The sequence below is a fragment of the Bdellovibrio sp. HCB288 genome, from assembly GCF_047305935.1.
Classification (GTDB): Bacteria; Bdellovibrionota; Bdellovibrionia; order Bdellovibrionales; family Bdellovibrionaceae; genus Bdellovibrio.
On record NZ_CP178619.1, the window covers coordinates 499,351 to 514,262 of the forward strand.

Sequence of the window (14,912 nt, forward strand, 5' to 3'; positions counted from 1 at the left end):
TCTGTAAATTGCTTCCTCCGGACCCGGCTTTATCATTAAAGCTTACTCAAGGAGGAAGTTTAATGAGCAAAGCCCTAGAAGGAAAGAACGTTGCAATCCTGGCAGCCGACGGCTTCGAACAATCCGAATTACTACTACCTAAAAAAGCGCTGGAGGATGCTGGCGCCAAAGTCGAAGTTGTCTCTTTAACCACCGGTGAAATCAAAGGTTGGGAAAAAGGCAATTGGGCTAAGCCTCTGACGGTCGATGTCGCAATTCAAGTTGCCAGCGCTGATGACTATGATGCCTTGATGCTTCCAGGCGGAGTCATCAACCCCGACAAGCTGCGCTCCGAGGAAGGTGCTATCCAATTCGTTCAGGAATTCGTGGATACGGGCAAACCTATCGCAGCGATCTGCCACGGCCCTCAGACACTGATCGAAACCGGAGTCCTGCGCGGAAAACGAGTGACCTCGTATCCATCGATTCGCACTGACATCATCAATGCGGGTGGTGAATGGGAGGACAATGAAGTCGTCGTCGACAACGGCCTGGTCACCAGCCGTAAACCTGCCGACATCCCGGCCTTCTGCCGTAAGATGATCGAAGAGTTCGCCAAAGGCCCACAGGATACTTCTGTTTTAGGCCTCGGGGAACAACGTCGCGAGCATCCGAAACACGCGCACTAGTTTTTCTTAGGTACGTCTTTGATCGAGACGTCGTTGTCCAATTTCTTTTTCATGGCTTCGACGAAGCCATTTCTTAACGAAGACCAGACTGCGCCCCAAGTATCAAACTCGGGGCCTTTCATGGCACCTTCAAATTCCAATTTTGCTGCCATGGTTTTATTATTGGGATTTCTTAAAATCAGATTCACGGACGCCAAGGAAATCTCATTGAAGAATCTTTTGGCTGAATCGAATTTCTCCTCGGAACTCATTACATCCAGTTTTTCAATGAAGGGCTTAACATAACCCACGATCTTGTCATCTTTCGCACTTACTTCAGCCAATAAACTCACATGTCCCGAAGAAAATGAAATGGGCCCATAGGCCATAAAAAAATCATTCAGCTTCGTCACATTCAGACGATCCATGGTTATTTTGGAATCAAACGTCGGCGTCTTGGCCAGGATATTCATCTTCGCACCACCTGTAAGGCTGGCGTCTTTTTGAACTCGCGCCGTGATTTCAACTTTGCTGGGCAAAAGCTCTTTGGAGTTATCTGTGTTCTTTATATTTGTGGCAGATGCCGTGATACGATCAACAACCACATCCACAGGAACTTTAAAATCGTTATTGAGCCAATGAACCTCGCTGTTGGCCATTCGAAAAGATTCCAATTCAATCGGAATCAACTTACCCACGACAGCCTTCCAATCCTGCCCTTTGCCCATCTGTTTTTTCTTGTTATCTTTACTGTCAACCAGATCCAGTTTCATTCCATCCACTTTTAAATCACCTAGAAGCTTGCCTTTAAAGATCCCTCTCCAGGCCAGAGAAACATCCAGACGTTTAATCGCAATCAAAGGGGCTTTTTCGTTTTTAACTTTTTCCCAGACTTTCAAACCTTCGATCTGATAGGCCCCACGGTAAAGAGCGAGATCAAAGTCCTCGATCTTCCCTTTGTAGCTTTCCATTTTATTGCCCATATACCAATTAATGCCGTACTTGATTCCCTCGGGCATAAACACCCGCACAACAACCAAAAAAATCACCACGATCCAGACGACTTTATTTACTCGACCCAGAGTTTTTAATATTCTCTTCATGTTGCTCCACCTTATTAATCTCATTGGCCACTTCAGCACTCACAAAGATCACCGCTGAAGAATAGTAAACCCATAGCAAAAGAACTATCAGGGAACCTGCGGCTCCATACAAGGACGCCACCGCACTTTGCCCCATGTAAATACCTATAAATCCTTTACCAATTGAAAACATAAATGCTGTGAGGAATCCGGAGGTCACTGCCACTTTCGGGCGAATTTGAGTTTGCGGTAAAAAGTAGTAAATGGCGCTAAACAGAACTCCAAAGATTCCCAATGAGATCACGAAGTTTAAAATCTGCCCCCATATGGCATCGGTGCCTTTTAAAAACATCGACAACACCGACGAGACAACCAAAGAAACGATGGAAATAAAAACAAAGGTTAAAACCATACCCATGTTGAAGAGTTTGGTTTTCATAAAAGTCCAGACAGTTTGCAGTGCCGTCTCTTCCTGGTTTTGAGTGGCGTCGGTTCCCACCTCAAAAATTTTATTCAGTGACATCCTCAGCTCACCAAATATCGCCCCAGCTGAAAACACCAAGGTCACCAATCCGACAATTCCAGCCATGTCCCGAACCTCAGGCTGCTTGTCGACATTCTTTGCAATGGCTCTTAAAATATCTGAAGAGTGACCGCCAAAGAGCAGATGAATCTGGGTCAGGATCTCCTCACGAAAGCTGTCATTGATCAAAGCAACAAACGTCAGAAGCAAAACCAATAACGGCGCCAAGGACAACGCCGTATAAAACGACAAAGAGGCCGACATTTCCAAAATGTCGTCTGACGCTAGTTTATTTAGGAAGCTTTTTCTGGTGACTCGCCGAAGCGACTTTGCCCATTTCATAGGGAAAATTTAACACGAAATACCCCGACAGACTCGGACGCAGGGTTTGTTTATTGGCACGATAATCCTGGCAAAAAAAAAGCCGGGACATTGCCCGGCTTTTTCGCAAATCCGATTACTTACGGATTTTTGCTTTGTACATACGCTTTTTAGTCAAAATGCGTTTTTTTCTGTGACGGATACCTTTTTTAGATTTGCCTTTTGCTGCCATGTTAATCCCCTTTTCCGGTTCAACCGGTTATTTTTTATTTGTTGGAGTGTTCATCAAAGCCGCGAACGGATTGTTGAACGGATTTGCCGGTTTCGCGGGCGCACCGCCACCCATTGGGCGCATACCACCACCTTGACCAACTTTGGACTGACCAGAACCTTTCGCAGCAGTTGCGCCACGTTGCTCAGGACGTCTTTCACCACGAGGAGCGGAAGACATTTCAACAGCATCATCCATTTTCATGGTCAAAGAAATCTGGTTCTTTACAGTGTCCACTTTCAACACCTTCACTGACACATGATCGCCTGGATTTACCACTTTACGAGGGTCATCCACAAATTTATGTGACAGCGCAGATATATGAACCAACCCGTCTTGGTGAACACCGATATCCACGAAAGCACCGAAATTAGTTACGTTCGTTACGATACCCGGGCAGATCATACCTTCTTTAAGGTCTTTCACTTCCATGATGTCATCACGGTATTGGAAAACTTTGAACGGATCACGAGGGTCACGTCCTGGTTTTTCAAGCTCTTTCACGATGTCGTCGAAAGTGAACTCGCCCACTAGCTGAGCCCATTTAGTTCTTTGTGCTACCAATTTCTTGGCACCTTCACCGATAACTTCAGACAAAGAAACACCAAGGTCTTTTGCCATATCAGTCACAGCTTGGTAACGCTCTGGATGGATCCCTGTGGAATCCAATACTTGCTTACCACCTGGGATGCGCAAGAAACCTGCGGCTTGTTCGTAAACTTTGGCAGAGAACTTCGGAATCTTCAAAAGCTCCGAACGATCTGTGAACAAAGTTTTCTTACGGGCTTCAACGATACCTTTCGCAAGTGCCGGACCAATGCCCGCAACATGAGAAAGCAACGGTGCAGAAGCTGTATTTACGTCAACACCCACGTTATTCACGCAAGACTCAACCACGGCTTCCAATGACTTTTTCAATTGAGATTGATTCACGTCATGTTGGTATTGACCAACACCGATAGACTTAGGATCCACCTTCACAAGCTCCGCCAATGGGTCTTGCAAGCGACGCGCGATAGAGATCGCACCTTTTACAGTCAAATCCAGATCCGGGAACTCTTCACGAGCGATGTCAGAAGCCGAATACACAGAGGCACCAGATTCAGAAACCATCACGACCGGAATGTTTTTACCAAGATCTTTCAAAACTTTGCGCAAGAAAGTTTCAGTCTCACGACCTGCAGTACCGTTTCCGACCGCGATCGCTTCGATTTGAACTTGTTTCATCACTTCACCGAACAAAGTTTTAGCTTTGCGTTCAGCATCGTCGCCCAAAGTGTAAAGAACAGTGTGAGAAATGAAAGCGCCTGTCTTATCGATCAAAGCCACTTTACAACCCGTACGAAGACCTGGATCGACACCCAATACGCATTTTGAACCGTATGGGGAAGCCAACAACAGTTTACGAACGTTTTCCGCGAATACAGTGATCGCGTCTTGATCTGCTTTGTCTTTCAACTGACGATGAACTTCATTCACCACAGATGGAAGAACATAAACGTTCAATGCCAAGCGAGCTGATTGTTTCAAGTATTCGCCAATTGCGTTGTCTGGAGTTGAAGTCGCGAAATTTTCGTAAGACTTCAAGTTCGCTTCGTCATCAGCTTTAACGTCAAGAGTAAGCTCTTCTTCCTGCCAACCACGTCTCATCGCCAGGTAGCGGTGATTGTTCTTGGCATCCATCAAAGGTTTAACTGGCTCTTCAAACTCTTTGTACATTTCGTACTTGGAATTCGCTTTATAGCCTTTAGCTGCCTTAGAAACGATACGACCGTGGTCGTTATAGTTTTTAGTAACCATCGCACGAAGTTCCGCATCATTGGCGATTTTATCCACGATGATGTCTTGAGCACCTTTAAGCGCTTCTTCGTATGTCACGATTTTGGCAGTTGGGTTCAAGAAAGCTTTCGCTTTCATTTCCATAGTCTCGGAGTCTTTCAACTTGCCGTGGCCCATGTCCCAGATCCAGTTCGCCAAAGGCTCCAGGCCCGCTTCGCGTGCAACAGTCGCTTTGGTTTTCTTTTTCTTTTTGAATGGTTTGTAGATTTCTTCCAACTCGCCAAGGTCCCAGGAAAGCTCGATGCGCTTTTGGACTTCGGCCGTGAGATTGTTCTGCTCCCCGATCTCTTTGATCAAGAATGCTTTACGCTTCACGATTTCGTTGTAAGTTTCGTGACCTTCGATAACACCGCGAATTTGAACCTCGTCCAAATTGCCGGTTTTCTCTTTACGGTAACGTGCGATGAACGGGACTGTAGCCCCTTCCGCAGCAAGTTCAATCACAGCTTGTGCTGATTTTGCTGGGACAGTTGGGACAATACGAGCCAAATAACTCTGAAGAGCCTGATCCATAGAACCTCTAGATTTATTGGAATGAGTTTGAGCTAAATCTAATTATTTATGACGGAATTGGATCAGACCATGAGTAGGATCGTAAGGAGATACCCCTACGCTCACACGGTCGCCCACAACCACACGAATATTAAAGCGTCTCATCTTGCCGCAAAGCTTTGCGTTGATGATAACTTTGTTTTCAAGTTCGATCTTGTAAAGACCACCCGCAAGGGCGTCGATCACTTTTCCGTCAATTTGTACTAAATCGTCTTTTGCCATGTAGGTAAATTTCTAGGTCAGATTGCGGGGCCTTGCAATAGATTTCTGCCCATTTATATCAATGTGCAACAAGCAAAAGGCCCCTTTGGGGGGCCTTTTTCAGGATTTTCTTAAGAAAGCTTCCTGTTGCTGATTAGCATACGCTTACCATCTTCAAATAGAACCTCCAGGCGGTCGTATTCATTACTCATGATGAAACCCCAGCCGAAAAGTTTATGCTGAATTGGTGTTTTAGCCTCGTATTGAGAGCCAATGTTGTAAGACTGAGCTTTCATCGCTTTATATTTCTCGTGAAGCTCATGCCATTTGACCTGATCTTCAGACAAACCTGTCTTATCAATTTTGACTTTCTTTTCTTTTTTAGGAGCCTCTACAGCCGCTTCAACCGGAGCTTCCACTTTAGCTGCCTTTTTCTCAGGCTTTTCCGCAGGAGCTTTCGCTGCTTTCGCAGTTTTTGCTGGAGCCGGGGCTGGTGCTGGCGCCGCTTTAGCGGGTTTTGCCGGAGCGACTGGTTTGGCCGCAGGCTTCGCAGCTTTAGCTGGAGCTGGTTTTGCTACGGGCTTTGCAGCCTTCGCAGCAGGTTTTGCCACTGGTTTTGCGGCCTTCGGAGCAGGTTTAGCTGCTTTAGTGGCAGGCTTCGCTGCCGGCTTAGCAGTTTTCTTTGCTTTTGCCGCAGGTGCTTCCTTTTTTGCTGCCTTTTTTGCCATCTCAATTCCTCTCTAATATTTAAAGGTGAGAAATGATCGAAACGTGTTTATATACGAGACTTATACTATCACCCAGTGACTTGACATCAAAAAAATATTGCGAAAATGTTAGCGCGAGGCATCACTATGATTACAGCAGACGTTATTAAATCTCTTCAGTCCTCGGATGCAGTCTTCGTATCCGGCTCCACCGAAGCAATCGCTCAAAAAGTTTTACCACCGGAACAGGCTGACTCCGAAAGTTTGGTATTCGTATCCAAACCCCATCAGTTGGAACAGGCCCTCAAGGCTCAGGCAACGATCATCGTTGCCCATAAGTCTTTGGCGCTCCCGACAGACTCCAAATCGACTTTCTTCAGCACTCACCATGTGCAAATGGCGATGGCGGCAATTCTGCCTCTTTTTGACGGCAAAATGAACCGCTTTAACCAAGAGACGAAAATCCACCCTAGCGCCTTCGTTCACCCATCGGCTCACCTGGGACAAAATGTTTCCGTCGGACCTTTTGCTGTCATTGGTGAACATGCCCGCATCGGCGACGGTTCCACCATCGGATCCCATGTGGTGATTGAGTGCTATGCTCAGATCGGCGCGCACACAATTCTGCATCCCCAGGTTTTCATCGGAGCCTACTGCGAATTGGGTGCTCACTGCGAAATTCATCCGCACACCACGATCGGAGCTGACGGTTTCGCTTTCGCTCAAACCAAAGAAGGTCAGCACAAGAAAATCCCGCAAATCGGCAAGGTCATCCTGGGTGACAATGTCGAGTTGGGAGCCAACTGTGCCGTGGACCGCGCCGCCCTGACGGAAACCCGCATCGGCAGCGGAACCAAAATGGATAACTTCTGCCATGTCGCCCATAACGTTATTATCGGCGAGAACAATGTGATGGCTGCCGGCTTTAAAATTGCCGGTTCCAGCACCATCGGCAGCAATTGTATGTTCGGTGGCGACGCCGCCATCTCGGATCACGTTAACATCTGTGATAAAGTCATCATCGCAGGCCGCTCTGGGGTTACCAGCGACATCCCGCAACCAGGGGCTTATGGCGGATATCCGATTGAACCGCTGCGTGAATCATTGAAAACTCTGGCAAATCTGTCACAACTGACCCGAATCCGAAAAGAACTGGCTCGAGTGGTAAAACACCTGGGCCTTAAAGAAGAATAAAGCAAAAGAAAGTCAGAGGGCCTATGAGCTACCAATTTTATAAAATCATCCACATTCTGGGAATCATCACATTGTTCTTCGGTTTTGGTGGTCTTTTGGTTTCCACTTACGCTGGTGTCGCATTGAATGCGAAAGCCCGCATGATGTCCTATGCAACTCACGGATTGGGTCTTTTGTTCCTATTGTTTGGTGGCTTCGGAATGTTGGCTAAGCTTGGCATCATGAAGGAACTTCCGGGCTGGGCTTTGGCCAAACTAGGTATCTGGGTATTGATGGGTGCCGCTATTTCCGTGGTTAAACGCAAAGGCAAAATCGGCTGGCCAATCGCGATCCTTCTTTTTGGTTTCGGCACGACAGCGGCTATGCTGGCAATCACCAAGCCGTTCTAATTTAATTTTCCAAATTGAATATGAAAAAGGGAGGGTCACCTCCCTTTTTTATTTTAAAAGAAGTCCTGATTCAAAATGTCCCGGAGCTCTTCTTTTTTGAGGGGTTTCTGCAAGTAACCATCAAACCCCGCTTCCAGGCATTTCTCCCGATCCCCTTTCATCGCATGCGCAGTCAATGCCACCACGCGACCTTTATACCCCTGTTTTCGCAAAGTCTTAAGCGCTTGAAAACCATCCATCTTGGGCATTTGAATGTCCATCAGGACAAGCCTAAAATCCCCACCCGATATTTTAGCAACGGCCTCTTCACCATTCTCGGCCATCTCAACCTGCTCTTCACTAAGTCCCGCCTTCATCAAGTATCTCTTAAACAGCTCCCGATTATCTGAAGCATCATCCACGACAAGAACCCGGTCCACCATATTGCCAGCAGTCCGGGCTGCGCCGGGTTCATTCACAATCGTGTTCGCAAGATTCACCTGATTGCCGGCTGGTTGCAACGCCATGACCGTCACCGTGAACTCACTGCCTTTACCTTCGAAACTCACAAAGGAAATATCTCCCCCTAGCAAGCGCGCCAGTTTTCGCGAAAGAAACAACCCCAGCCCCGTCCCGCCATAGCGACGCGTGGTCGAAGAGTCAGCCTGGGAAAAAGCCTGAAAAAGATTTCCCCGCCCTTCTTTGCTAATACCAATTCCTGAATCCTTGATCACAAACTTCAACAGCACTTTGGGTCCCAGCGAAGCTCCGGACACATCGATTTCCACAAATCCGGCTTCGGTGAATTTAATGGCATTCCCAATAATGTTTATCAGGATTTGGCGCAAACGCGACGGATCTGAAACAACCTGCTCCGGCACGTTGTTCATCACCAATCTCATCTCAATTTTCTTTTCATCCGCCTGCACCCGCATCAGATGAACAACATCGCTGACCAGATCCGGAAGATTGAAGCGCAATTGTTCGATCTGAATCTTTTCTGATTCAATTTTGGAGATATCAAGAATCTCATTTACGATTTTAAGAAGTTGCTGACCATTGCGCATGATCGTGTCCACAGATTGCCGTTGTTCGAAGGAGAGATCGGTATCATCCTTTAAAATTTCCGCAAACCCAAGCATCGCACCCAAGGGTGTTCTGATCTCATGGCTGACATTGGCCAGAAAGTCAGATTTCGCGCGGCTCGCATCCTGAGAGCGAAAATACAAGCGGGAGTTTTCAATCAGCACCGCAAGCCTTTCACAAATTTGCTCGATGATCGCCTGATCGGCAGGATTGAACTTTCTGCGGGACTGAGTGGAAATAAACGTGGCGTATCCCATAGGCCGTTGATCGCGCACCAACAAAGGCACGACCATGAATGCCTCTGAAAACATCTCGACCCCTTCATTTCCCATATTTACATCCGCACTGAAATTCTCATCGACATGCATTTCGATTCCGCGCAGATCATTCATGACGATGGTTTTACGGTCTTTCAACATCAAGGGCCCCCCGGACTCCGGATCCCACTTGGGTGGATTCTGAAGTCGCCATCTGCGGATAAATTCCTCCTCCGCCGGATTCAAACCATGCATCACCGTCAAACCGTAATCCATTCCGTCATCATCGATCATCTCCACAGTGCAAAGGTCACAAAATGTGGGAACCATTTTTTCGGTGAAGACCTTTAGCATCTCCTGCAGATCAAATGAATGAGAAATTGCGAAAGTCAGATCCGAAACGAAACTGGCTCTTCTGGCCTGGGCTTCCGCCAGCTCTTTTTCCGCCTGAGCCCGTACCAGTTCTTCGCGCTGTCTTTCCAGCTCTTTTCGTTCCGTGATGTCTTCGGTCACTCCAAGCAAGTACTGCGGCCGACCGTTCTTATCCAGAATCGCCAGCTTGATCGTACTGATAAATCGAATGCCGCTTCGAGTGGGCAACGTGTCCTCAGTCAGCGCGAACGGTAGCTCTCCGCTTAAAACCTTTCGATCGATTGCTCGAAATCCTTCGGCCACCTCTTTGCTAAAAAAATCAAAATCCGTTTTTCCGACAAACTCCCCACGGGAAATCCCCAAAAGCTTTTCTCCGGCACGATTCAAACGAACAAAGTGCAAATCTTCAGCGGACTTTACGAATACCATTGAGGGCATGTTTTCGATAATGGTCGAGAGAAATGATTCAGACTCTGTCAGTTGATGAGTGCGTGCCTCAACCCGCTCCTCCAGATTTCCCAGAATTTCTTCCAGTTTTTTTTCGACCGCTTTTCTTGCAGTTACATCCTGAATCAAAGTGATGACGACATCACCCTCTAAAATAGTGGACCCCAAACGCACATGAACGAGATGCCCATCCCGGTGATAATAAGCTTTTTCCAAAGTGACATAGTCGCCACTTTTAGAAAGGCGCTGACGGGCATTGATACTCACTTCCCTGTACTCAGGAGGAGTCATTTCGTGCCAATTGAATTTATTGGTATTAAAGAGGTCGCGATTGTAGCCCAGCATCTCTAAAAAATAATCATTCGCTTCGAGGATTTCCCCTTTGAGGTTGCTGATAAGAATACCCACGATACGCGAATTAAACAGCGTCTCATAGCGCTTTTGAGGATCGATTTGTGGGTTCGATTCCGCGGCCATCCATACCTCTCGGCTTTATTTTAGGCCCTCCCCGTACAGAGTCATGGTTCAAAGCGCGGGGCTTGTTCGAAGTCAATTTGAGGTCTCTGTCGAAGGCTTTGACAGTGTGACATTCGCCATAATCCATTGGTTTCAAATGAAGGCGGCCCATATTTTGATATAAATTCGCAATACCTAACTCCAGGAGTTTTTATGTCATTCGCAGTCACTTTGCTGATCGCCCTCGCTCCCCTGACCACCTTTGCTCAGGCTAAGCCCACTGACTTGGTCGTCAGCCCAGCCGAAAAAGCCCTGTATCTGCAGCACAACAATGCGATCGTAAAAACTGCAAGTCAGTGCATCGAAGACACTTATAAAACACACCTGGATTTCTTCAAAAAATACAAAGTCTCCAAGTACTACGGCGACCGCAACCCATCCTTGAACACGCGTGAAAAACGATTGCAGATCGTGCGTCAAGTGGGTGCTCCAGACTCAGTGGTGGATCAAATGGAGGGCATCAGCTGCATTGGTCTGACCCGTAAATGTCTAAAGCAAGGAATCGACGCCACCCAAGAGCCTGCGCTTGCAGCCCTGTGGGCGCGCATTGATCAAAATGTTATCGCCAACGGCACCAGCGGAGTGGTCCTGACTCAGCATCTGCAAAAACTGGGATGGAAAGTGCTCTACTGGAATCCTCGCCCTGACTTGAACAAAGCATGGGACGCCGAAGATCCTACTCTGACCAAAGGCAAAGTCGTCAGCTGGGACTCAGGTGTTAGGAATTCCGCAGGTGAGTTTATCTACAACCCGGCTTGGGGCATGCACGAGATGCGCTATCAGACCGTTATGAAGAAGGATCTGTATTATACCGTTAAAATCGACGACAAAAAAACACTGGTGGATTTCGACCTGAATCCCCCACAGGAATTCACATCTTCACCTTTCTTTGTCGGCGTTGCTCATGCGGGCTATCACGTGTTCCCAGGAACTTACGGACAAGTTATTGAAGCGCACAGCATGCGTCGTTTGGATTCAATCGATAATCTTGAAGCGGGACCGTTTAACCCGTTGGCAGAGGGCGGAGCCCCGATGTGGACTAAAATTGAGAAGTATCGTTCAGGAACAGTGGCGCTTCCGCCACGTTAAGATCAACGCAGGATGGAGCAGGTCGCTGAAACATCCTGATTTACTGTTTCGGTCGTGGACACATCGTGAGTGATGACTTCGACCGAAGTTTCTTTTTCATCGACTTTCAAGTTTTGCAGTAAAATGACTTCACCAGTCTGAGCTGTGTTTGCAGTTTCCTCGAGAAGAACCTGCAATTGGAAAATTGATTTTTCGACGGACAGATGAATCTGAAAAAATCGGCCGTAATGTTCATCAATCGACAATGTCATCAGATTGCCAACGACATTCACAACCTGACCACTGCCCGTACGAATCTTACAATCATAGGATTTGTAATCGTAGATGCTAGTGACCGCAGCCGATGCAAAAGCCGGGAGAGTCATAATAAAAGCCATTAGAATTTTCATCATAACACTCCCCCTTTAGAAAGCCCTCCGGAGAGGGCACATAACTACTAGAACATTGAGTATTTCAAGAAACGGCACTCGATATTACCATTGAATACGAAGTGCTTGCGCGTGGATTTTAGTTTTAAGTCTGCAATCAACTCTTTGTTTCCGGAAAGGATCCAAGCATCCCAGCCTTTGAATCTGTGCTTCAATGTGAAGCTCAGGTCACGGTAAACGTCACGAAGATTGTCCTCATCACCGATACGCGCCCCGTACGGAGGATTGATAATGATCAAACCCTTTTCAACCGGTGGTTCTACCGTCGCTACGGATTCTTTTTTGAATTCGATCACATCGTCCACGCCCGCTGCTTTCGCATTTTCTTTCGCAGACTTTAAAACTTTGTTATCGATGTCATAAGCATAAAACTTAAAGTCGATTTCTTCTTTTTCACCAGCGATCGCTTCATCAACAACTTTGTCCCAAGTTTCGCTTTCGAAATTCAAAAGATCCATGAAACCAAAGCGCTTACGATTGATACCCGGAGCGATGTTCTTAGCCATCATCGCCGCTTCGATCATGAATGTGCCGGAACCGCACATGAAGTCCACCAGAGCGGTTTTACCGTCCCAATCAGAAAGCTTGATCAAACCCGCTGCCAGGTTTTCTTTCAATGGAGCTTCGCCCACGTCTTTGCGGTAGCCACGTTTAAACAGGGATTCACCAGACGTGTCGATAGAAACGTTGAACTGATTTTTCACCGAACGAACAACCACGCGCAATGCCGGGTTGTAGTTATCAACGTCAGGACGAACACCAAATTTATCGCGGAATTGATCCACGATAGCGTCTTTGATTTTCATCGCGATGAAACGTTGATCGCTCATTTTTGAATCACCAACGGAAACGTCGATGCTAAGCGTTTGATTTGGCTTGATGTACTTAGTGAAGTCATGACGAAGAATCATGTTGTACAATTCTTCAGGTTGGTAAGCCGTGAAATCCAGGATTGGTTTTAAAATACGGCTGGCCATACGGGAGTGAAGGTTCGCTTTATAGCAACCTTCCCAGTTGCTCTCAAAGTACACGCCGCCAGCGGTTTTATCTGTGACTTTAAGGCCTAAATCTTTAAGTTCTTGTTCAAGAGGATCTACGAGACCGCGTGCTGTTGACGCAAAAAATTCTGCCATGGGGATGGGTCCTTTCTTTGGTTAAAGAAGTCGGATCCCTCGTCGTCCGACTTCCTACACCGCCAGGTCCCACCCACTTTTCTGGTTAGACCTCGCGATATTGTGGTCCGCCGCCACCTTCTGGCACCGTCCACTCGATGTTTTCGAATGGGCACTTAATATCACAAGTCTTACAGTGAATACAGTTGGTATAATTGATTTGTAGGTCTTTCTTACCTGCTTCTTTTGTAGACGGAACCATCTCGTATACAGAGGCCGGGCAGAAATGATTACATGGGGATTTGTACTGAGGCTCACATACGGAACGGCAGATATCCCCATCTTTAAGGATCAAATGGTTAGGAGAGTCCTCGTCATGCATGGTCCCCGTCAAATAAACGCTGGATAGCTTATCAAAGAACAGCTGGCCATCTGGCTTTGGTAGCTCGCCCAATTGCTCGTCAAATCCATTAGGACCCCAGACTTCAACGACTTTATTGGTCGTTTGAGCATCTGTATGATCCAAAGGCATAGGATCCTGAAGGCCACGGCCCCCGGTGATCTCCTGAACCGCAATAAGAGGCATCCCCTCCAGCATCCCTTTGGAAAGGGCCTGATGGAAGTTACGGACGGCCCATAGGTCTTTTTTAACGAAGCTGTTCTCAATACGTGCTTCGTAGGCTTTGGTAACTGATTCATTGAACTCGGCACCCGCTATCAAACCATCCACGATCGTATCCGCTGCTGACATACCGGCTTTCATCGCCAAGTGGATGCCTTTTAGCTTCTTAACATCGACCATGGAAGCGGAGTCCCCGATAACCATCCAGCCGTCGCCGTAAAGCTTAGGCATGGAGTACCAGCCACCCGCAGGCAATGTTTTACCGCCGTAAGCGATAACTTTACCGCCCTTAAGCATGCTTTGCATGAATGGGTGAGTTTTTAATTTTTGCAGTTCACGGTGTGGATCCAAAAGAGGATCGTTGGAATCAAGGTAAGCCACCAAGCCTACGATGATTTTATCTTCAGGCAATGTGTAGATGAACGTACCACCGATGGATTTGCTCAACGGGAAACCCATTGTGTGGATCACTTGACCCGCCTCAACAGTTCCTTTTGGCATCTGTACGATTTCTTTAACACCCTCTTCGAATACTTCCGGGTGTTTGCCTTCACGAAGATTCAGTTTTTCAGAAACTTTTTTGAACAAAGAACCGCGTGTCCCTTCGGCAAACACAGTCACTTTGGATTTCAAAATCAAACCTGGCTCGAAGTTGCCTTTAGGGTTGCCGTTTTTATCACGACCCTTGTCGCCCGTGCGCACGCCAACGATTTTGTTACCTTCGTACAACGCTTCCACAGCTGCGAAGCCCGGGAAAATATTGATGCCTTTTTCTTCACACTTTGTCGCCAACCAGCGGTTCAATTTACTGGCAGAGATGATGTAGTTGCCTTCGTTGTGAAACGGAGGAGGTGTGATTGGCACTTTGAAGGAATAGTCAGAGCCCAGGTAATAGACGGCGTCTTTTTTAACTTCCGAATCAATTGGGCAACCTTCGTCTTTGAAGTTTGGAACCAATTCGCGAAGTGCTGCTGGATTCAGAACGGCGCCCGAGAAACTGTGCGCTCCGACTTCAGACGCTTTTTCGATAACCACGATCATTTGATCTGGAATAGGCTGACCCTGTTTTGCTCCAGAAGCCACGTCTTCATTGTGCTTGTTGATTTGATCCTGCAAACGAAGTGCGCAGGACAAACCTGCAGATCCACCACCCACGATCAGAACATCACAGTCCATTGTTTCGCGAGTTACGCCTTCAGGCAAATGATCGTATACCATAAAATTCTCCTAGCTGCTTCAGCCTCCGGGTGCTCCGACCCGCCGGCTGTGCGCGGCTTC

General features: G+C 47.2%; 13 protein-coding genes. 4 read left to right on the plus strand and 9 right to left on the minus strand.

The window, feature by feature from the left end; genetic code table 11:
* Window positions 1-62: 62 nt before the first annotated feature.
* On the plus strand, window positions 63-668 hold the full coding sequence (locus ACLVWR_RS02405) for a type 1 glutamine amidotransferase domain-containing protein (RefSeq protein ID WP_413582362.1): 606 nt from the start codon (window positions 63-65) through the stop codon (window positions 666-668).
* Here ACLVWR_RS02405 and ACLVWR_RS02410 read toward each other — a convergent pair.
* From ACLVWR_RS02410 to ACLVWR_RS02430, 5 genes are all read right to left on the minus strand, one after another.
* Window positions 665-1,750 carry a DUF748 domain-containing protein gene (locus tag ACLVWR_RS02410; protein ID WP_413582363.1) on the minus strand — a complete coding sequence of 362 codons (1,086 nt, stop codon included), beginning with the start codon at window positions 1,748-1,750 and terminating at the stop codon, window positions 665-667. The genes ACLVWR_RS02405 and ACLVWR_RS02410 overlap by 4 nt on opposite strands.
* A complete protein-coding gene (locus tag ACLVWR_RS02415) occupies window positions 1,713-2,594 on the minus strand; it encodes a YihY/virulence factor BrkB family protein (RefSeq protein WP_413582364.1) in 882 nt (293 codons plus the stop codon). Before ACLVWR_RS02415 ends, ACLVWR_RS02410 begins: the two co-directional genes overlap by 38 nt.
* Before the next feature lie 238 nt (window positions 2,595-2,832).
* Complete coding sequence (locus tag ACLVWR_RS02420; RefSeq protein ID WP_413582365.1) at window positions 2,833-5,196, minus strand: helix-hairpin-helix domain-containing protein; 2,364 nt, start codon at window positions 5,194-5,196, stop codon at window positions 2,833-2,835.
* Between the two features lie 42 nt (window positions 5,197-5,238).
* Entirely contained in the window at window positions 5,239-5,457 is a 219-nt protein-coding gene (infA, locus tag ACLVWR_RS02425; RefSeq protein ID WP_340596472.1) for a translation initiation factor IF-1, read from the minus strand.
* Window positions 5,458-5,567: 110 nt separating this feature from the next.
* Window positions 5,568-6,164: a hypothetical protein gene (locus ACLVWR_RS02430; RefSeq protein ID WP_413582366.1), complete on the minus strand. Its 597-nt coding sequence runs from the start codon at window positions 6,162-6,164 to the stop codon at window positions 5,568-5,570.
* A 126-nt stretch (window positions 6,165-6,290) separates the two neighbouring features.
* On the opposite strand from ACLVWR_RS02430, the gene lpxD reads away from it, so the two are divergent.
* Both lpxD and ACLVWR_RS02440 read left to right on the plus strand, forming a co-directional pair.
* Window positions 6,291-7,337, plus strand: a complete 1,047-nt coding sequence (gene lpxD / locus ACLVWR_RS02435) for a UDP-3-O-(3-hydroxymyristoyl)glucosamine N-acyltransferase (protein WP_413582367.1) — start codon at window positions 6,291-6,293, stop codon at window positions 7,335-7,337.
* 23 nt (window positions 7,338-7,360) lie between these two features.
* On the plus strand, window positions 7,361-7,726 hold the full coding sequence (locus tag ACLVWR_RS02440) for a hypothetical protein (RefSeq protein WP_413582368.1): 366 nt from the start codon (window positions 7,361-7,363) through the stop codon (window positions 7,724-7,726).
* 53 nt (window positions 7,727-7,779) lie between these two features.
* Here ACLVWR_RS02440 and ACLVWR_RS02445 read toward each other — a convergent pair whose 3' ends face one another.
* Window positions 7,780-10,344 carry a PAS domain S-box protein gene (locus ACLVWR_RS02445; RefSeq protein WP_413582369.1) on the minus strand — a complete coding sequence of 855 codons (2,565 nt, stop codon included), beginning with the start codon at window positions 10,342-10,344 and terminating at the stop codon, window positions 7,780-7,782.
* Between the two features lie 192 nt (window positions 10,345-10,536).
* Here ACLVWR_RS02445 and ACLVWR_RS02450 point away from each other — a divergent pair, with 192 nt between their 5' ends.
* Window positions 10,537-11,472, plus strand: a complete 936-nt coding sequence (locus ACLVWR_RS02450; RefSeq protein ID WP_413582370.1) for a hypothetical protein — start codon at window positions 10,537-10,539, stop codon at window positions 11,470-11,472.
* A 2-nt stretch (window positions 11,473-11,474) separates the two neighbouring features.
* Here the strand turns inward: ACLVWR_RS02450 and ACLVWR_RS02455 are convergent, their stop codons facing one another.
* The 3 genes from ACLVWR_RS02455 to ACLVWR_RS02465 form a co-directional block, all read right to left on the minus strand.
* Window positions 11,475-11,864, minus strand: coding sequence for a hypothetical protein (locus ACLVWR_RS02455; RefSeq protein WP_413582371.1), 390 nt, complete (start codon window positions 11,862-11,864; stop codon window positions 11,475-11,477).
* Between the two features lie 44 nt (window positions 11,865-11,908).
* Window positions 11,909-13,033, minus strand: coding sequence for a THUMP domain-containing class I SAM-dependent RNA methyltransferase (locus ACLVWR_RS02460; protein WP_413582372.1), 1,125 nt, complete (start codon window positions 13,031-13,033; stop codon window positions 11,909-11,911).
* Window positions 13,034-13,118: 85 nt separating this feature from the next.
* The gene (locus ACLVWR_RS02465) at window positions 13,119-14,852 is read right to left on the minus strand and encodes a 4Fe-4S dicluster domain-containing protein (protein WP_413582373.1); all 1,734 of its coding nucleotides are present in this window, start codon (window positions 14,850-14,852) and stop codon (window positions 13,119-13,121) included.
* Window positions 14,853-14,912: the final 60 nt, after the last annotated feature.

Coding starts and splice junctions, on each gene's coding strand:
- ACLVWR_RS02415 (WP_413582364.1), bottom strand. CDS start 2,594: ATGAAATGGGCAAAGTCGCTTCGGCGAGTCACCAGAAAAAGCTTCCTA.
- ACLVWR_RS02430 (WP_413582366.1), bottom strand. CDS start 6,164: ATGGCAAAAAAGGCAGCAAAAAAGGAAGCACCTGCGGCAAAAGCAAAG.
- ACLVWR_RS02455 (WP_413582371.1), bottom strand. CDS start 11,864: ATGATGAAAATTCTAATGGCTTTTATTATGACTCTCCCGGCTTTTGCA.
- ACLVWR_RS02450 (WP_413582370.1), top strand. CDS start 10,537: ATGTCATTCGCAGTCACTTTGCTGATCGCCCTCGCTCCCCTGACCACC.
- ACLVWR_RS02410 (WP_413582363.1), bottom strand. CDS start 1,750: ATGAAGAGAATATTAAAAACTCTGGGTCGAGTAAATAAAGTCGTCTGG.
- lpxD (WP_413582367.1), top strand. CDS start 6,291: ATGATTACAGCAGACGTTATTAAATCTCTTCAGTCCTCGGATGCAGTC.
- infA (WP_340596472.1), bottom strand. CDS start 5,457: ATGGCAAAAGACGATTTAGTACAAATTGACGGAAAAGTGATCGACGCC.
- ACLVWR_RS02460 (WP_413582372.1), bottom strand. CDS start 13,033: ATGGCAGAATTTTTTGCGTCAACAGCACGCGGTCTCGTAGATCCTCTT.
- ACLVWR_RS02420 (WP_413582365.1), bottom strand. CDS start 5,196: ATGGATCAGGCTCTTCAGAGTTATTTGGCTCGTATTGTCCCAACTGTC.
- ACLVWR_RS02465 (WP_413582373.1), bottom strand. CDS start 14,852: ATGGTATACGATCATTTGCCTGAAGGCGTAACTCGCGAAACAATGGAC.
- ACLVWR_RS02405 (WP_413582362.1), top strand. CDS start 63: ATGAGCAAAGCCCTAGAAGGAAAGAACGTTGCAATCCTGGCAGCCGAC.
- ACLVWR_RS02440 (WP_413582368.1), top strand. CDS start 7,361: ATGAGCTACCAATTTTATAAAATCATCCACATTCTGGGAATCATCACA.
- ACLVWR_RS02445 (WP_413582369.1), bottom strand. CDS start 10,344: ATGGCCGCGGAATCGAACCCACAAATCGATCCTCAAAAGCGCTATGAG.